The 14,582-nt window shown below is 74.2% G+C and carries 12 protein-coding genes; 2 read left to right on the top strand and 10 right to left on the bottom strand.

Features of this window, described 5'->3' with window-relative positions; genetic code table 11:
• Positions 1 to 72: 72 nt before the first annotated feature.
• Positions 73 to 2,226 carry a SpoIIE family protein phosphatase gene (locus J7E97_RS12270; RefSeq protein ID WP_215025781.1) on the bottom strand — a complete coding sequence of 718 codons (2,154 nt, stop codon included), beginning with the start codon at positions 2,224 to 2,226 and terminating at the stop codon, positions 73 to 75.
• A 319-nt stretch (positions 2,227 to 2,545) separates the two neighbouring features.
• Positions 2,546 to 3,019, bottom strand: coding sequence for a hemerythrin domain-containing protein (locus J7E97_RS12265; RefSeq protein WP_215025779.1), 474 nt, complete (start codon positions 3,017 to 3,019; stop codon positions 2,546 to 2,548).
• A 281-nt stretch (positions 3,020 to 3,300) separates the two neighbouring features.
• On the opposite strand from J7E97_RS12265, the gene J7E97_RS12260 reads away from it, so the two are divergent.
• Positions 3,301 to 4,116: an SDR family oxidoreductase gene (locus J7E97_RS12260; protein WP_215025777.1), complete on the top strand. Its 816-nt coding sequence runs from the start codon at positions 3,301 to 3,303 to the stop codon at positions 4,114 to 4,116.
• Between the two features lie 129 nt (positions 4,117 to 4,245).
• Here J7E97_RS12260 and J7E97_RS12255 read toward each other — a convergent pair whose 3' ends face one another.
• From J7E97_RS12255 to J7E97_RS12245, 3 genes are all read right to left on the bottom strand, one after another.
• Positions 4,246 to 5,133 carry an SDR family oxidoreductase gene (locus tag J7E97_RS12255; protein WP_374224139.1) on the bottom strand — a complete coding sequence of 296 codons (888 nt, stop codon included), beginning with the start codon at positions 5,131 to 5,133 and terminating at the stop codon, positions 4,246 to 4,248.
• Between the two features lie 92 nt (positions 5,134 to 5,225).
• The gene (locus J7E97_RS12250) at positions 5,226 to 6,251 is read right to left on the bottom strand and encodes a glycosyltransferase family 9 protein (RefSeq protein ID WP_215025774.1); all 1,026 of its coding nucleotides are present in this window, start codon (positions 6,249 to 6,251) and stop codon (positions 5,226 to 5,228) included.
• 17 nt (positions 6,252 to 6,268) lie between these two features.
• Positions 6,269 to 7,015, bottom strand: a complete 747-nt coding sequence (locus tag J7E97_RS12245) for an SDR family oxidoreductase (RefSeq protein WP_215025772.1) — start codon at positions 7,013 to 7,015, stop codon at positions 6,269 to 6,271.
• Positions 7,016 to 7,561: 546 nt separating this feature from the next.
• Here J7E97_RS12245 and J7E97_RS12240 point away from each other — a divergent pair.
• Positions 7,562 to 8,830 (top strand): MFS transporter, encoded by a 1,269-nt coding sequence (locus tag J7E97_RS12240; protein WP_251054324.1) that lies wholly within the window; start codon positions 7,562 to 7,564, stop codon positions 8,828 to 8,830.
• 119 nt (positions 8,831 to 8,949) lie between these two features.
• Here the strand turns inward: J7E97_RS12240 and rfaE2 are convergent, their stop codons facing one another.
• The 5 genes from rfaE2 to J7E97_RS12215 all read right to left on the bottom strand — a co-directional run bounded on the left by rfaE2 (position 8,950) and on the right by J7E97_RS12215 (position 14,474).
• A complete protein-coding gene (gene rfaE2, locus J7E97_RS12235) occupies positions 8,950 to 10,347 on the bottom strand; it encodes a D-glycero-beta-D-manno-heptose 1-phosphate adenylyltransferase (RefSeq protein WP_215025770.1) in 1,398 nt (465 codons plus the stop codon).
• Complete coding sequence (locus J7E97_RS12230) at positions 10,344 to 10,994, bottom strand: SIS domain-containing protein (protein ID WP_215025768.1); 651 nt, start codon at positions 10,992 to 10,994, stop codon at positions 10,344 to 10,346. The genes rfaE2 and J7E97_RS12230 overlap by 4 nt, the downstream gene beginning before the upstream one ends.
• Before the next feature lie 176 nt (positions 10,995 to 11,170).
• Positions 11,171 to 12,439, bottom strand: a complete 1,269-nt coding sequence (locus J7E97_RS12225; protein WP_215025766.1) for a glycosyltransferase — start codon at positions 12,437 to 12,439, stop codon at positions 11,171 to 11,173.
• A complete protein-coding gene (locus J7E97_RS12220) occupies positions 12,436 to 13,398 on the bottom strand; it encodes a glycosyltransferase (RefSeq protein WP_215025764.1) in 963 nt (320 codons plus the stop codon). The genes J7E97_RS12225 and J7E97_RS12220 overlap by 4 nt, the downstream gene beginning before the upstream one ends.
• On the bottom strand, positions 13,395 to 14,474 hold the full coding sequence (locus J7E97_RS12215) for a glycosyltransferase family 9 protein (RefSeq protein WP_215025762.1): 1,080 nt from the start codon (positions 14,472 to 14,474) through the stop codon (positions 13,395 to 13,397). The genes J7E97_RS12220 and J7E97_RS12215 overlap by 4 nt, the downstream gene beginning before the upstream one ends.
• Between the last annotated feature and the right edge of the window lie 108 nt (positions 14,475 to 14,582).

Raw genomic sequence — 14,582 nt, 5'->3', positions numbered from 1 at the left:
TCCATGCCCCCTTCGGTTGATGACGGGCGTGTTCCCCGCACGGGCCGGATCATGAGCCGCTGCCGGGACCGGCTACGCGGCGGGCCCGCGGTCGGGTGGTGGTCCGGTTGGGCTGTCGGCGGCGTCCGCCAGCGGGTGGTGTCGCACGCGGGCGAGGACGAGGGCTACGTCATCGGCGGCGTCGGGGTGGCGCAGTGCCGTCAGGAGGCGGTCGCAGGTCGCCTCCGGGGGGAGGCCTGGGTCGGACAGGAGGCTGAGGAGGAGGTCGAGGCGGTCGTCCAGGGACTCGTCGCGGGTTTCGACGAGGCCGTCGGTGTACAGGACCAGCCGGTCGCCGGGGGACAGGTCGAGGACGGTGGTCTCGAATTCGGCGCCGCCGAGGCCTCCTGCGCCGAGCGGCACGCCGGCTGGGAGGTCGAGCAGTACGGGGGGCTGCCCGGAGTGGATGACGACGGGGGGCAGGTGGCCGGCGAGGGCGACGCGGCAGCGGGAGCGGTGCGGATCCCAAGTGACGTAGACGCAGGTCGCGATGGTCTGGTCCAGTTCGGCAGTGATGTGGTCGAGGTGGTGCAGCACTCGGGCCGGGTCGAGGCCGAGGCCGGCCAGGGTGCGGGTGGCCGTGCGCAGTTGCCCCATCGTGGCAGCGGCGTGGACACCGTGACCCATGACGTCGCCGACGACCAGGGCGGTCCTGTTCTTGGTCTGGGGGATCGCGTCGAACCAGTCGCCACCGATGCCGCTCGCCGCCGCCGCGGGCTGGTACCGGTAGGCGATCTGCAGACCGGCGGCCCGGGGTGGAGCGTGGGGGAGGAGGTGGCGCTGGAGGGTCAGGGCGGTGTCGGCGGCGTGCTGGTACCAGCGCGCGTTGTCGATGGCGATGGCGGCGCGGACGGCCAGCTCGCCGGCCAGCGTCACGTCGTCGTGGTCGAAGGGCAGCGGATTGCGGGCGCGCACGAGGCCGAGGACCCCGAGGACCTGGCCGCGGGCGATCAGCGGTACGGCCAGGTAGGAGTGCACGCCCTCCTCGGCGAGGACTTTTGCGGCGGCCTCGTCCCGCGCGATGTACGCGAGATCCGGGCGCGTGACGTGCGCCACCAGGACGGGACGCCCGGTGCCCACGCAGCGCGTGACCATACGGTCGACCGGATACGTGGCGCGCTCGCCCACCGGGTCCGCCGCGCGGACGACGTCCGTCTCGTAGGCCGCCGCAATGGCCAGGGCCCTGAAGAGGGCCTGTTCCGGCGCCGGCCCGCGCTCCGGAGTCGCGGCGCTGCCTTCCAGGACGGATTCGAGGACGTCGACCGTGGCGACGTCGGCGAGCTCGGCCACGACCAGATCGGCGAGTTCGCGGGCGGTGGACTCCAGGTCCAAGGTGGTGCCGACGGTAACGGATGCCCGGGCGATCAGGTCCAGTCGCCGGCGGGCCTGGGCGGCCTCGGCGGCCGCGAGGTGGCGGTCGGTGACGTCGACCACGGACATGGCGACCCCGATCACCCGCTCGCGTGAATCCTCCAGCCGGTAGTACGACCGCGACCAGGCATGTTCCTGGTCGGGGTCGGCGGGGGAGTGCCCGGTGGCGAACTGGTCCAGCAGCGGTGCGCCGGTTTCCAGGACCTGGCGCATCGAGGCTTCGAGCACGTCGGTGTCCAGGAACGGAACCGCTTCCCGGACGGTCCGGCCCAGGTGCTGCTCGGCGGGCAGGCCGTGGATCCGCTCCAGCGCCGGATTGACCAGGACGTAGCGCAGGTCGGTGTCCAGTACCGCCAGCCCCAGCGGGGACTGCGCCACCAGCCGCACCGACAGCGCCAGGTCGCGCTCCACGCCGCGCAGAACCGCCTCGTCGCAGGCGATCCCCAGGGCGTACACGCCCCCGTGCTCGTCCAGCAGCCGCATGTTGCGGAACTCCACCAGCTTCGTCGAGCCGTCCTTGTGCCGCACGGGGAACACCCCGGCCCAGGCGCCGCCGCCGATCATGACCTTGGCGAACAGATCGAGGACCAGCTCGACGTACTCCTCGGCGACCAGCAGCTTGGCCGCGTACCGGCCCAGCGCCTCCTTGGCGGACCAGCCGAACAGATCGTGGGCCTGCGGGCTCCACAAGGCGATCCGCCCCTCGGCGTCCAGCACCACCGCGGCGACACTCAGCACGTCCAGCAGACCGCCGGGCTCGGACGGAACCACTCCCACGGGGCCAGGCTCGGAGCGGAACGCCTCGTACGCGACCATGCCGGGCCTCCTCCACTCGGCCGAGGAGGTCCGATCGTTCCGGCCGTTCCTCGCTTCACGGTGTTGCCATCCCCCTCATCCTCCCCCCGCCCCGCCAAAGCGGCAGCCTCCGACCGGCGGCTTCGCCCCGCCCACCGCCCCGGCGGTGTGTGTCAGGCCGCCGGTACGGGGGCTGCCCGCCGGGGACGGAGCGCCCGACGGGGACGGGCCAGCCGCGCCGGCGGCTCGATCGCGGCCCCGGCGGCCGGCTGTGCGAAGGCGCGCGGTGCGTCGCCTCCCCAGCCCGGCTCGTCCGGCTCCTGCCCCCTCCCCCGGCGTTCTACTGGTTGGCGCTGGGCACCGTGAGGGGATCACGGGGGGATTGCTTCTTGGCCGCTTCCATCTGTTCGCCGAGGTCGGCGAGGCGGTTGCGGCCCATGGCCTTGCGGACGTCGGGAAACCACTCCTTCTCCTCCTCCTCGACGTGGTGGCGCACGTTCTCCATGAGGACGGTCATCTTGGCGTCGAACCGCTCGTCGCTCGGGTCGAGGTCCTTGAGCTCGGCGAGCATCCACAGCACGACGTGGTGCTCCTCGATGCTCTCGAGGACGTGGTCCTTGCTGTCGGGGGCGGCCTCGCGGGCCGCCGGATAGAAGATCTTCTCCTCGATCCAGGTGTGGGTGGTGAGTTCCTGGATCACCTGGTCCGCGATCTTGCGCTTCTCGGCGGTGGCGTCGTCACCGGCCTTCTCGAACTGCTTGAACAGCTTCTCCACCGTCTTGTGGTCTTCCTTGAGCAGCACGATCCCGTCCACAGCCCGTTCCTCCTCCACGTCGGATTTCCCGGACGGCCGGTGCCGCCCGGGAAACCGTCTACCCCGGAAACTCCACGGCTGCTCGCGGACGGCCCCGGTTGGCCCGTATTGAGGACCCGGACTGCGCCGTACGCACTGGTCCGGCGCCCCGGTGCGAAAGCGCCGCGATGGCGGACGAGGGGGTTGGCGGGCCGCGGTCCGGGCAGACGCCGGTCCTCGGGAGCGGCCACCGGTGACCTGGGCGGGTGCGGCCCGCTCCGCGGTTCGAGAAAGGCGATGCCATGACCGGTTTCAGTGTTTCGGGACGCAGGCCCACTGCCGCGGTGGTCACCGCCGCGGACTCGGGGATCGGCCGGGCCACCGCCGTACGGCTGGCCGCGGCGGGCATGGACGTCGGGATCACCTGGCACAGCGACGAGCAGGGCGCCGAGGAAACGGCCATGGAGGTCCGGGCCCGCGGACGCCAGGCGGCCGTCGCGCGGCTGGACCTGACCGGCCTGCCGGAGGCCGCCGACGTGATCGACGAACTCGCCGAGAAGCTCGGCCGCATCGACGTCCTGGTGAACAACGCGGGGATCGGCACGGCCACGCCGTTCCTCGACCTGGACCTCGACACGGTCCGCAGCGTGCTCGACGTCGACCTCGTCGGACCGTTCCTCTGTTCCCAGCACGCGGCCCGCCGCATGATCGCCCAGGGCGACGGGGGCCGGATCGTCAACGTCACCTCCGTGCACGAGCACCAACCCCGTGTCGGGGCCGCCCCCTACTGCGCGGCAAAAGGCGGCCTGGGGCTGCTCACCCAGGTGATGGCCCTGGAACTGGCCGAGCACGGCATCACGGTCAACTCCGTCGCTCCGGGGGAGATCGCCACTCCCATGACGGGCCAAGAGGACACGGACGTACGTCACGTGTCGCGCCCGGGCGTCCCGCTGGGGCGGCCCGGCGACGCCCGTGAGGTCGCCGCCGTCATCGCTTTCCTCACCGGCGAGGACGCCTCGTACGTCACCGGCGCCTCCTGGGCGGTCGACGGCGGCATGCTCCGCATGGGCCCGATGGCCGGCTCGCATCTGGGAGACGACAGCTGGCGGCGTCCCTGACGGGCATGGTTCCCGGCCCCGGCCCCGCGGCCGGGCCGCCCGCCTTCGGCCCCCGACGCTGCGGCGTAGGGGACCGGGCGAGGGAAGCGGATCAGGGCGACGGAGGCGGATCAGGGCAGGGAAAGCGGATCAGGGCAACGGCGTCCCGCCCGTGGCGTTCACGATCTCAGCCGTGATGAAGCTCGCCTCCGGCGAGGCGAGGAAGACGTAGGCGGGGGCCATTTCGGCGGGCTGGGCCGGACGCCCGAGGGGCGACTGCTTCCCGAACTCGGCGGTGCCGGGCATGGTCGCGGGAATCAGCGGCGTCCAGACGGGTCCGGGTGCCACCGCGTTGACGCGGATGCCGTCCTCGGCCACCATCTGCGCCAGGCCCTGGGTGAAGGTGACGATCGCGCCCTTCGTCATGGCGTAGTCCAGCAGCGGAGGGCTGGGTTTGTAGGCCTGCACGGACGTCGTGTTGATGATGCTTCCGCCGGACGGCATGTGCGGGAGGCACATCTTGGACAGCCAGAACATGCCGTAGAGGTTCGTGCGTACGACCCGGTCCAGCTGCTCCGTGGTGATCGCTGCGATTCCGTCCGGCTGGGCCATCTGGTACGCGGCGTTGTTGACCAGTACGTCCACGCGGCCGAACGCGTCGAGCGCCCGGTCCACGAGCGCCCTGCACTGCGCCTCCTCGCGGATGTCGCAGGCGACGGCCACTGCTTTGCGGCCGGCCTCCTCGATCAGCCGGGAGGTCTCCCGGGCGTCCTCCTCTTCTTCCGCGAGATGGGAGAACAGGACGTCCGCCCCCTCCCGCGCGAAGGCGAGGGCGACGGCCCGGCCGATGCCGGAGTCGCCGCCGGTGATGACGGCCTTGAAGTCCTGCAGGCGCCGGTGTCCACGGTAGGACTCCTCGCCGTGGTCGGGCGGCGGGTCCATGGGGGCGGTGAGCCCCGGGTGGTCCTGTTCCTGTTCCGGGAAGTCCGGCTGCGGATACGCGCTCGTCGGGTCCGGCGCAGGCTTGTTCTGTTCCACGATGTTCCTCCTGTGAAGACGGGTAGGCCCATGTCCGGGCGCGTGCCCGGTTCGGGAGAGATCACCCGTGGCCGGCCGCAGGCGATCGCCCTTCACGCGCAGTGACCGAGCACCGCCTCGACCACCTCTTGGACGGTGATGCGTAGAAGCCGTGGGTCGGGCAGGGGAGCGTGCGCGTCCCCGGGCCGCAACGGGTCCTCGCCCGTACCGGGGCGCCACAACACCCGATGCCTCGCGTGCGCGGGCGGGCCCCACAGCCGGGGGGCCACGGGGCCGAAGAGGACGACGGAAGCGGTGCCCAGAGCCGTCGCCAGGTGAGCCACACCCGTGTCACCGACCAGGACGCAGCGCGCGTCGGCCACGAGGGCGCACAGCTCCGCGAAGGGCACGTCGTCAGCGCCCCCGACCACTGCTCCCGGTGGCAGCCCCGCCTCCTCGGCCACCCGCCCGGCCAGCGCGCCCTCGCCCGCGCCCGCCGTGACGACCACCGGCTGGCCGCTGCGGCGCAGCGCCCGCGCCACGGCGGCGAACCGCTCGACGGGCCAGCGGCGGGAGCCCGAGTCGGCGCCGGGATGGACGACGACGGCTCCCGGGGCGGGTGAGGGGCGGGAAGGTCGGGCGATCGCGAGGTCTCCCGGGTCGGCCTCGATCCCGTACCAGCCGAGCAAGCGGCACCACCGCTCCCGCTCGTGCTCGTCGGCGAGCCACTCGGGTCCGGGGAGGTCGGAGGTCTGCGCGTGCCGGTAGGAGAGGAGCCGGCGCGGCCGCAGGCGCTGGAGGAGCAGGTGGCTGGCCGGCCCGTTGCCGTGCAGGTCCACGGCGAGCTCCGGCGGGGGACCGTCCCAGGCCAGCTCGTCGGGTACGGCGCGGCCCGGCGCCGTCGTGGGCAGTACGCGGTCCACCAGTCCGGTGGCGGCGGCGACGGGCGCCAGCCGGCCGGGCGCCGCCAGGACGATGTCGCAGTCCGGCCTGCTCCTGCGCAGCGCCCGCAGGCACGGCACGACGGTGAGCAGGTCCCCGAGTCCCAAGGCCCGCAGGACCAGGACGCGCGGTCGGCCGGACGGTCCACCGGGGTGGTGCCCCGGCCGGCCGCGGGCGGTTCGTTCCTGGGCGCTCATTGCCCGCCCGCCCCGTCTCAGGGCCAGGACGGTTCCCGCCGCGGCACCACCACGAGCTCCGCGAGGGCGCTGCCGACCGGGACGGACAGCGCGTACAGGACCGTGTCGGCGACGATCTCGGGGCTCTGGAGCATCGACACGTCGGCGTCGGGGAACCGCTCCAGGATGAACGCCGTCTCCATGCCGCCGGCGATCACCCCGGTCACGCCGATGCCCTCGCAGTCGCGCTGCGCCTCCTTGAACAGGGTGTGGGTGAACGCCCGCAGCCCGGACTTGCTCGCCGCGTAGGGGCCGGCCTCGGTCCAGGTCCGGTTCGCCGCGGTCGAGAGGATGTTGACGATGTGGCCGCCGCCCTGGGACACCATGCGCCGGTAGCCCTCCAGGCACAGGTACATCGGCCCGAGGAGGTTGGTGTTCACCACGCGGGTGACCTCTTCCGCGGTGAGGTGCTCGGCCGACTTCGAGACGTCCACGGCGGCATTGTTGACGAGGATGTCGACCCTCTGGCCGGCTTCGTCCACGTCGCGGAACACGTCCGCGACGGCGCCAGGGTCGCAGACGTCCATCGTGATGCTCCGCGCGCTTCCGCCCTGCGCCATGATGTCCTCGCACAACTCCTTCGCGAGGTCCTGGCGCACGTCGGCCACCAGCACCGAGGCTCCCGCGGCGGCCAGCCGCCGGGCGATCGCGGCCCCCAGCCCGCGGGCCGCACCGGTCACCAACGCCTGTTTGTCCCGCAGGTCCACGTACGCCGGGTTGCTCATCCGCCTGCCTTCCGTCGTCGGCTTCGGCTCGCCCGGAGCGCGTCAGACGCACCGCGCGGCCACGGTGCCTCCACTGTCACCGGTGGCCGCGCCTTCGGCACGCCGGGTTAGGCCGCAGGGCGGTACCGCGTCGATGCGCCGCCGACCGTGTGGGCCGCGGCACACGCGAGGCCGGTGCGGCGCGGGCGCGCCGGGGATGTGAGCAAACACACCGGAGGCCGCCGATCCCTGGCGGCCCAAGGGCACGGGCTCCGCCCGCGCACCGACGGCCGGTCAGGTCACAGCGGGGCGCCGGGGCGTCTGCCACGATGGTCGGCGGGATCGTTCCTCCCCCACCCCCGTGGGCCTGGCGCCGTTGGCGCGTCGGCGCTGCGGAGCGCCCGTCCCGTTCCCCCTGCCTCCTTGTGCGCTTCGCGCTCAGTCCCCTGGTACCCATCTGTGTCTGTCTCCGCGTCCTCCTCCGCCCTGCCCCCGACCGCTGCCCCCACCGCTGACCCCACCGCCACGGCTGACCGCTCGCCGTGGCGGTCCTTGCGCTACCGCAGCATGCGGTGGTGGGCCGTCGCCAACTTCGTGTCCAACGCGGGCACGTGGATGCAGCTGACGGTGCAGAACCTGCTCGTCCTGCAGATCACCGGGTCGGCCGCCGCGACGGGACTGTCCGTGTCCATCCAGGCGGCGCCCGGCCTGCTGCTCGGCCTGGCCGGCGGTGCGGCCGTCGACCGCTGGCCCCGCAAGGTGACCGCCGCCGTGAGCCAGGCCCTGCTCGGCCTGGTCGCCGTGGTGACCGCCGTGCTCGTCGCCCTGGACGGCCTCGACCTCCCGGTGCTGCTCGCACTGGCCGCGGTGACCGGTCTGATCGCCACCGTCGACGGCCCGGCCTGCTCGCTGCTCGGCAACGATCTCGTCCGTGCGCAGGACGTGCCCTCCGCCATCGGGGTGGGCTCGCTCGTCCACAGTGCCGGGCGGCTCACCGGCGCGGCGCTCGCCGGAGTGGCCGTCGGCTTCCTGGGCACGGCAGCGGCGTACGCGGCGAACGGGATGTCGTTCTTCTTCGTGGCCTGCGTGATCCCCTTCCTCAGAGCGGCGCGCCCTGCCGAGCCGCACGGCGCGGGGACCGCGGTAGCCGCCCCCGGACCGGTGGCCGAGCCCGTCGCGGAGGAGAACCTGAGCGCGCGGGAGGGACTGGCCTTCTTCATGCGGCGTCCCCGGCTGGTCGCACTCGCCGGGCTGAACGCGATCAGCGCGTTGTTCGGCCGCAATTACTCCCTCACCCTGGTGGTCCTGGTCACCGGGCCCCTCGCCGGTGACGCGGGTTCCTTCAGCAGGGTCTCCACCGTCCTGGCCGTCGGCGGGATCATCGGCGCCGTCCTGGGCGCCCGGCTGCGCAAGCCCAGCGTCCGCCTGGTCGGCCTGCTGACCTTCGCGGGCGCCCTGCTTCAGGTGCTGGCCGGCCTTTCCCCCTCGCTCGCGGTGCTCCTCGTCCTGGTCCTGCCGATGGCGGTGGCCGAGTCCGTCGGGGACACCGCCCAGTCCACGGTGCTGCAGACGGACCCGCCGGCCCGCATGCGGGGCCGGGTGCTCGGAGCCTGGTCCACGATCCGGACCGGGTGGGGCCTGGCCGCGCCGCCGATGCTGGGACTGCTGATGGAACTGGCAGGCGTACGGGCCACTCTGGTGGCGGGCGGACTGGTCATCGCGGTCACCGTTGCCGTGGCCTACCTCCTGCGCGGCCGAAAGCCCAGTCCGGTGATCCCGACCCCGGTACCCGCGCCGGTCCTGCCCGTCCGGGCCGGACTGGGCACCGCGGCCTGAGGCCCGTACGCGGCCAGGCCGGCGCATGGCGGGAAGCCCGTACGCGGCCTGAGGCCGTCGCGCGTGAAGCCGGCCCGTTCCGGCCGCTCGCGCCGGGAACGGGCCTCCTGCGGGAGCCGTCAGGGAGCCGCGTCGGTGCCCTGGGCGGCGCGCGCCGCGCGGTGGGCGAGACCGGTGGTCGAGCGGCCGTCGAGGTAGGGCAGCACCACGGCCTGTCCGCCCCAGCCGCGCAGGACCCGCGCCTCCGGGAGCGCATCGGCCGAATAGTCTCCGCCCTTGACCCACACGTCCGGTCGCAGGGCGTGCAGCAGCGACTCCGGCGTGTCCTCCTCGAAAGCGGCCACGGCATCGACGCTGCCGAGCGCCGCCAGGACCCGCATCCGGTCCTCCAGCGGGTTCAGGGGCCGCCCCGGTCCCTTCAAGCGCCGTAGCGACGCGTCCGAGTTCACACAGACGATCAGGCAGTCCCCGATCCGCCGTGCGCTGTCCAGCAGGCCCACGTGCCCCGCGTGCAGCAGATCGAAGCAGCCGCCGGTGGCGACGACGGTGCCGCCCCGGGCCCGTACGCTCTCGGCCACCGCGAAGGCGTCCTCACCCGCCGGCCGCGCCGGAGCCGTTCCCGCCCGCGCCGCCCAGAGCCCCGGATCCGACGCGCCGCCCGCCGCAACGAACGCGGCGGCCCCGGCCACCGCGTGCTGCACCGCCTCCTCCGGAAGGGACCCGTCGGCGAGCGCGGCCGCCGCGAGGGCGGCGAAGCAGTCGCCGGCTCCGCAGGGGTCGCCCGTGGCCCGGTACGGGGCCGGTACGAGCATGGGCGCCGCCGACCGCGGCCGGGTCAGGAGCACCCCGCGCTCGCCGAGGGTGACGGCGACCGAAGCGACACCCCAGCGTTCCGCCAGGTCGGCGCCCCGCCGGGCATGCGCCGCCAGGGAGTCGCCGTCGTCCGGGCACAGGGCGGCGGCCTCGGCCCCGTTCGGCGTCACCAGACGCGCCCCGGCCACCGGCGGGCCGCCGCGCGGATGCGGGTCCCACACCAGCGGTACGCGGTGCGCCGCCTCGGCCAGCGCCTGCCGTACGGCTTCCGCCGTGCCCCTGCCGTAGTCCGCCACCAGGACGGCGTGCGCGCCCGCCAGCGCCTCGCGTACGGCGGCGGTCGCGGCCCCCACCTCGCCGCCGCCCCGGTCGATCCGGACCAAGGGGCGGCCACCGGCCATCACCCGGGTCTTCACCGGCAGTGTCCCGTCCAGCGGGAGCTCGACGAGTCGGACCCGGCCCCGCAGCGCCTCGCGCACGCGGTCACTGGCCTCGTCCTCGCCGAGCGCGGTGACCAGGACGACGTCGCGGCCCGACCGCGCGGCCAGGAAGGCGGCCAGCCCTGCGCCCCCGGGGTGCGACAGGTCGGAGGTCACGTCGACCACGGGCGCCGGAGCATCGGGTGCGAGCCGGTGCGCCACCCCCTGGATGTCCCGGTCGAGCAGGACGTCGCCGATCACGACGAGCGGCTGGGAACCGTTCACGAGGTCCCCCTGACGACGGCGGGGACCGGGGGCCGGGACGTCCTGCGCGCGGCGGCGGGCCCGGCCGCGGCGAGGGCCGCGTCGAAGGACTCGCACAGCAGGTGCACCGCCACCAGATGGGCCTCCTGCACGGTCGCGGTGGTGGCCGCGTCGATGCACAAGGACTCGTCGGCGGCCTCCGCGAGCGGATTGGGGGAGGCGCCGGTCAGGGCCCAGACCTCCACGCCCGCCGCGCGGGCCGTCATCGCGGCGGACAGCAGGTTGGTGCTCCGCCCCGAGGTCGACAGGAGGAGCAGGACGTCCCCGTCCCGCCCGTGCGCCGCCACCTGCCGGGCGAAGACCTGGTCGAACCCGTAGTCGTTGCCGATGGCAGTGACGCTGGACGTCTCCGCGTGCAGGGCGATCGCCGAGTAGGCGGGGCGCTCGTGGAGGTAGCGGCCGACGAGCTCCGCGGTCAGATGCTGTGCCTGGGCCGCGCTGCCGCCGTTGCCGGCGGCGAGCAGCCGGCCGCCCGCGGGCAGTACCGCGGCGAGCCGGTGGCCCCAGCGGGCGAGCTGGTCCAGGCTGTGGCCGCGCATCCGGCGCAGTGCGTCCTCGAGCGACTGGCAGTGCTGGTGGGCTCCTGCGTGTACGGAGAATTGGCTCATGGGCGTCGGGGCGGTCGCTCCCGGGGGAGGTCCGCTCCCCACCTCCTTCGGGCATCGGTACTGCGGGGGCTGCGGTGCTGCGGTGCTACGGGGCTGCCGGCCGGTCGGGGCGACCGGCCGGCAGCGGCCATCGGACGGGATGGCACACGGGCACAGGGGCCCGGCCGGAGGCGGGATCAGGGCGCCGCGGCCAAGGCGAGCCGCCCGGCGAGCGCGGAGCGGTAGGACCGCTCCGTCGCCGCGGCGACCTGCGCCCAGCCGTACCGGCTGAGCACCCGGCGGCGCCCGGCCGCGCCGTACTCCCGGCGCAGACCCTCGTCGGCCAGCAGTTCGGCCACTGCCGCCGCCAGCGCGGGGAAGTCGCCGGGCGGGACCAGCCGCCCCGTCTCCCGGTCGGCCACGGTGTCCAGCTGCCCCCCGACGGCACTGGCCACGACCGGCCGGCCGCAGGCCATGGCTTCCAGCGGCACGATGCCGAACGGCTCGTAGTCCGCCGGGCACAGCACGACGTCGGCACTGCGCAGCAGGGCCGGCACCTCCTCGCAGGGCACGGCGCCGAGGAAGCGGACGCGGTCGGCGACCCCGGCGCCCTCCGCGATGGCGCGCAGCCTGCGTACCTCGGGGTCCCGGTCGAGCTGTTCGGCGGGCGGCCCGCCCGCGATGACGAGCTCCGCCTCCGGCAGGTGCGCCAGCGCGGCGACGGACAGCGCCGCGCCCTTGCGGGGGACCAGCCGCCCCAGCTGGAGCAGCCGGTAGCGATGGGCCGTCCCGCGCTCGGCGGCGGGCCCGTCCGGCCGGAACCGCTCGACGTCCACTCCGCACGGCACGACGTCGGCCTTGCCCCCGGGAATGCCCATGCGGGCGAGTTCGGTGACCTCGTCGCGGCAGGTGGCGACCACCCGGTCGCAGCCGAAGCCGACCTCCCGCTCGCAGCCGATGCGCGACGGCGGACTGGGGTCGGCGGCACCTTGATGGCGCCTCTTGACGGTTCCCAGCGCGTGGTAGGTGTGCAGCATCGGCAGCCGCAGCTCCCGAGCCGCCGCCAGCGAGGCGAGCCCCGACATCCAGAAGTGGGAGTGCACCAGGTCGGGCCTGCGGGTCTGCTGCCAGTGACGCACCAGGTAGTGGGCGAACTCCGGCATGTGCGGCAGTAGTTCGTCCTTGGGCAGGTGTTCCGCCGGACCGGCCGGCACGTGGTGGACCGTCACGCCCGGGCGCAGCCGACTGCTTTCCGGCAGGTCCCGGGCATCCCGCCGGGTGTACACCGTCACGCGGTGGCCACGGTCGGCCAGCGCCCCGGCGAGACAGGCGACGTGCACGTTCTGGCCGCCGGCGTCGACGCCGCCGAGTGTTGCGAGGGGGCTCGCGTGTTCGGAGACCAGGGCCAACGACAGGGGCCGACGCCGGACGGGCGACCGCGACGGGAGGGCAGCGGGGGATTTCATGACCGTACCTCCGTCATCAGGCGCTCCCAGTCGTCCAAGAAGCGTTTGAGCCCGTACCTTTCGAGGGCGCACTGGCGGGCACGCGCGCCGTCCTCGGCGGCCGCTTGCGGTTCGTTGAGGTAGTGGAGGGCCGCCCGGGCCAGCACCTCGGGCCGGGTGGACAGGATCCCGGTCCCGGGCGGGACCGCTTCGACCGCCTCCGTGGCGGCCAGGGCCACGACGGGCATGCCCAGGTGCATGGCTTCCAGCAGGGAAAGTCCCAGTGACGTCCAGCGCACCGGGTGCAGGTACAGGCGGCGTTCGGCCATCGCCCTGTGCAGGTCGCGTTGGGGCAGCTCGTACGCCCGGCACCGGTCCTCTGACAGCCCCAGCTGCTCGCCCACGCCCTGGGTGCGCATGCCGAAGACGTCCAGCGGAACGGCCCGGGACAGCTCGGGCAGCAGATCGGTGCCGGTGTAACGGCCGCGCCTGATCGGCTCGTTGACGACCACGGCCGCGCGGGGGAGGGCGCCCGTGTAGAGGTGGCCGGGATCGACGATGCCGTGTTCGATGACCTCGGCGCGCGTCCTGCCGCTGTCCCAGAACAGCCGGTTGAAGTGGGTCACGTGGACGATCGTCAGATCGTCGCGGTCGGCGCACGGGTGGCGTGTCAGCGGTACGGCGCCGTCCGGCGCGTTGTGCTCCAGGTACACGGCGGGGACGTCACGGCCCGGGCGGCGGCCCAGCCAGCGCTCGGCCAGTTCCGCTTCGTGGGGCCGTTGCAGGATGACGAGGTCCACGGCGGCGTCCGCGAGTTCGGCAGGGGTCACCTCGCGCACCGACTCGGGCCAGCTGAAGGTACGTGCGCGGCCCAGCCCGTCGGGCCCCCGGTCGGGGGTGACGGGTACGAGGTAGGTGTGCGGACCCTGGACGAAGGCGGTGGTCCAGGAACCGTGGACGTGCCACAGCAGGATGTTCATACGGTTGCTCCTCTACGGGATCCGCTCGGCTGCGGCGGGCGGGTGGGGCCCCCGTTCTCCGGCATGTCGGCGAGGAGCCCGGCCACGGCCGTCAGTACCTCGTCGTCCCCCACGGAGTCCAGACAGGGATGTCCCGCCGTCGGGCACACCCGCGCTCTGGTGGCCGCGCAGGCGGCCTGTTGATCGCCGAGCAGCACGTGCGGCACGCGGTACGGCCGCCACCGTCCCGCGGGCACGACGGGTGCGAACAGACAGACCACGGGCGTGCCCACGGCGGCGGCCAGGTGCATGGGCCCCGTATTGCCCGCCACCACGACCCGCGCACCCGCCAGGACACCCGCCAGCTCGCGCATGTCCCGGGTGACACCGCCCAGGTCCAGGCCGTGGCGGCCCGCCACCTCGGCGGTCAGTTCCTTCTCCGCATGACTGCCGGTGACCACCACCCGGTGACCCGCCTCGTGCATGGCGGCCGCGGCGCGGGCGGACCGGGCCGCGCTCCACGCCCTGGCCTTCACCGCGGCCCCCGGGTGCAGCACGACGTACGGCTCCGGACCCGTCAGCCGCGTCGTGTCGGGTGGTGAGGACACCCGCAGCCCGCCGTCGTCGCCGGCGGGCAGGGGGAATCCGAAATCCCGCACCAGGTCGAGCGCGGCCTCCGCCTCGTGCCGGTCCGGCAGCCGGTGGTGGCGCAGTTCGAGCAGGGAGCCCGGATACTCCTCGCAGTCCGCCGCGACCCGCTCGATTCCCGCGAGCGCGAGCAGCAGGGCCGCCGGGAGCGGGCTCTGGTGGTGGGAGACGAGGATCACGGCGCGGTCGAACCGGCCGGCGGCCAGGGCGTCCACCAGCAGTTCGCACTCCTCCCGCGAGGTCCGGCCCGGCTCCAGCCCCACCCAGGGGGCCTCGTAGACCAGGACCTGGTCCACACCGGGCAGCAGCTGCGCCGCAGGCACGCCGAGCGGCCCGCAGAGCAGCGTGGTGTGGCTGGAACCGGCCGCCACGGCCCGTACGGCAGGTCCGGCCAGCAGGACGTCCCCGGCACTGTCGAGGCGTACGACGAGACTGCGCGGGGCGTTCACCGCTCACCGCCCGCCCCGCGCGGGCGCCGGTGAACCGGCCCGCGCACCAGCCGGTCCGGCACCAGCCGGTCCGACGGCGGGCGTTCCGGCGCCCGGTCCGACGGCGCC

The sequence above is a fragment of the Streptomyces sp. ISL-66 genome (genome assembly GCF_018614135.1).
GTDB lineage: Bacteria > Actinomycetota > Actinomycetes > Streptomycetales > Streptomycetaceae > Streptomyces.
This window is presented reverse-complemented; position numbering and strand designations above follow the sequence as displayed.

What these genes read in the sequence shown, in the direction of transcription:
- J7E97_RS12250 (WP_215025774.1), bottom strand. Translation starts at nt 6,251, where the DNA reads ATGAGCGCCCAGGAACGAACCGCCCGCGGCCGGCCGGGGCACCACCCC.
- J7E97_RS12260 (WP_215025777.1), top strand. Translation starts at nt 3,301, where the DNA reads ATGACCGGTTTCAGTGTTTCGGGACGCAGGCCCACTGCCGCGGTGGTC.
- J7E97_RS12230 (WP_215025768.1), bottom strand. Translation starts at nt 10,994, where the DNA reads ATGAGCCAATTCTCCGTACACGCAGGAGCCCACCAGCACTGCCAGTCG.
- J7E97_RS12245 (WP_215025772.1), bottom strand. Translation starts at nt 7,015, where the DNA reads ATGAGCAACCCGGCGTACGTGGACCTGCGGGACAAACAGGCGTTGGTG.
- J7E97_RS12240 (WP_251054324.1), top strand. Translation starts at nt 7,562, where the DNA reads ATGCGGTGGTGGGCCGTCGCCAACTTCGTGTCCAACGCGGGCACGTGG.
- J7E97_RS12225 (WP_215025766.1), bottom strand. Translation starts at nt 12,439, where the DNA reads ATGAAATCCCCCGCTGCCCTCCCGTCGCGGTCGCCCGTCCGGCGTCGG.
- J7E97_RS12270 (WP_215025781.1), bottom strand. Translation starts at nt 2,226, where the DNA reads ATGGTCGCGTACGAGGCGTTCCGCTCCGAGCCTGGCCCCGTGGGAGTG.
- J7E97_RS12220 (WP_215025764.1), bottom strand. Translation starts at nt 13,398, where the DNA reads ATGAACATCCTGCTGTGGCACGTCCACGGTTCCTGGACCACCGCCTTC.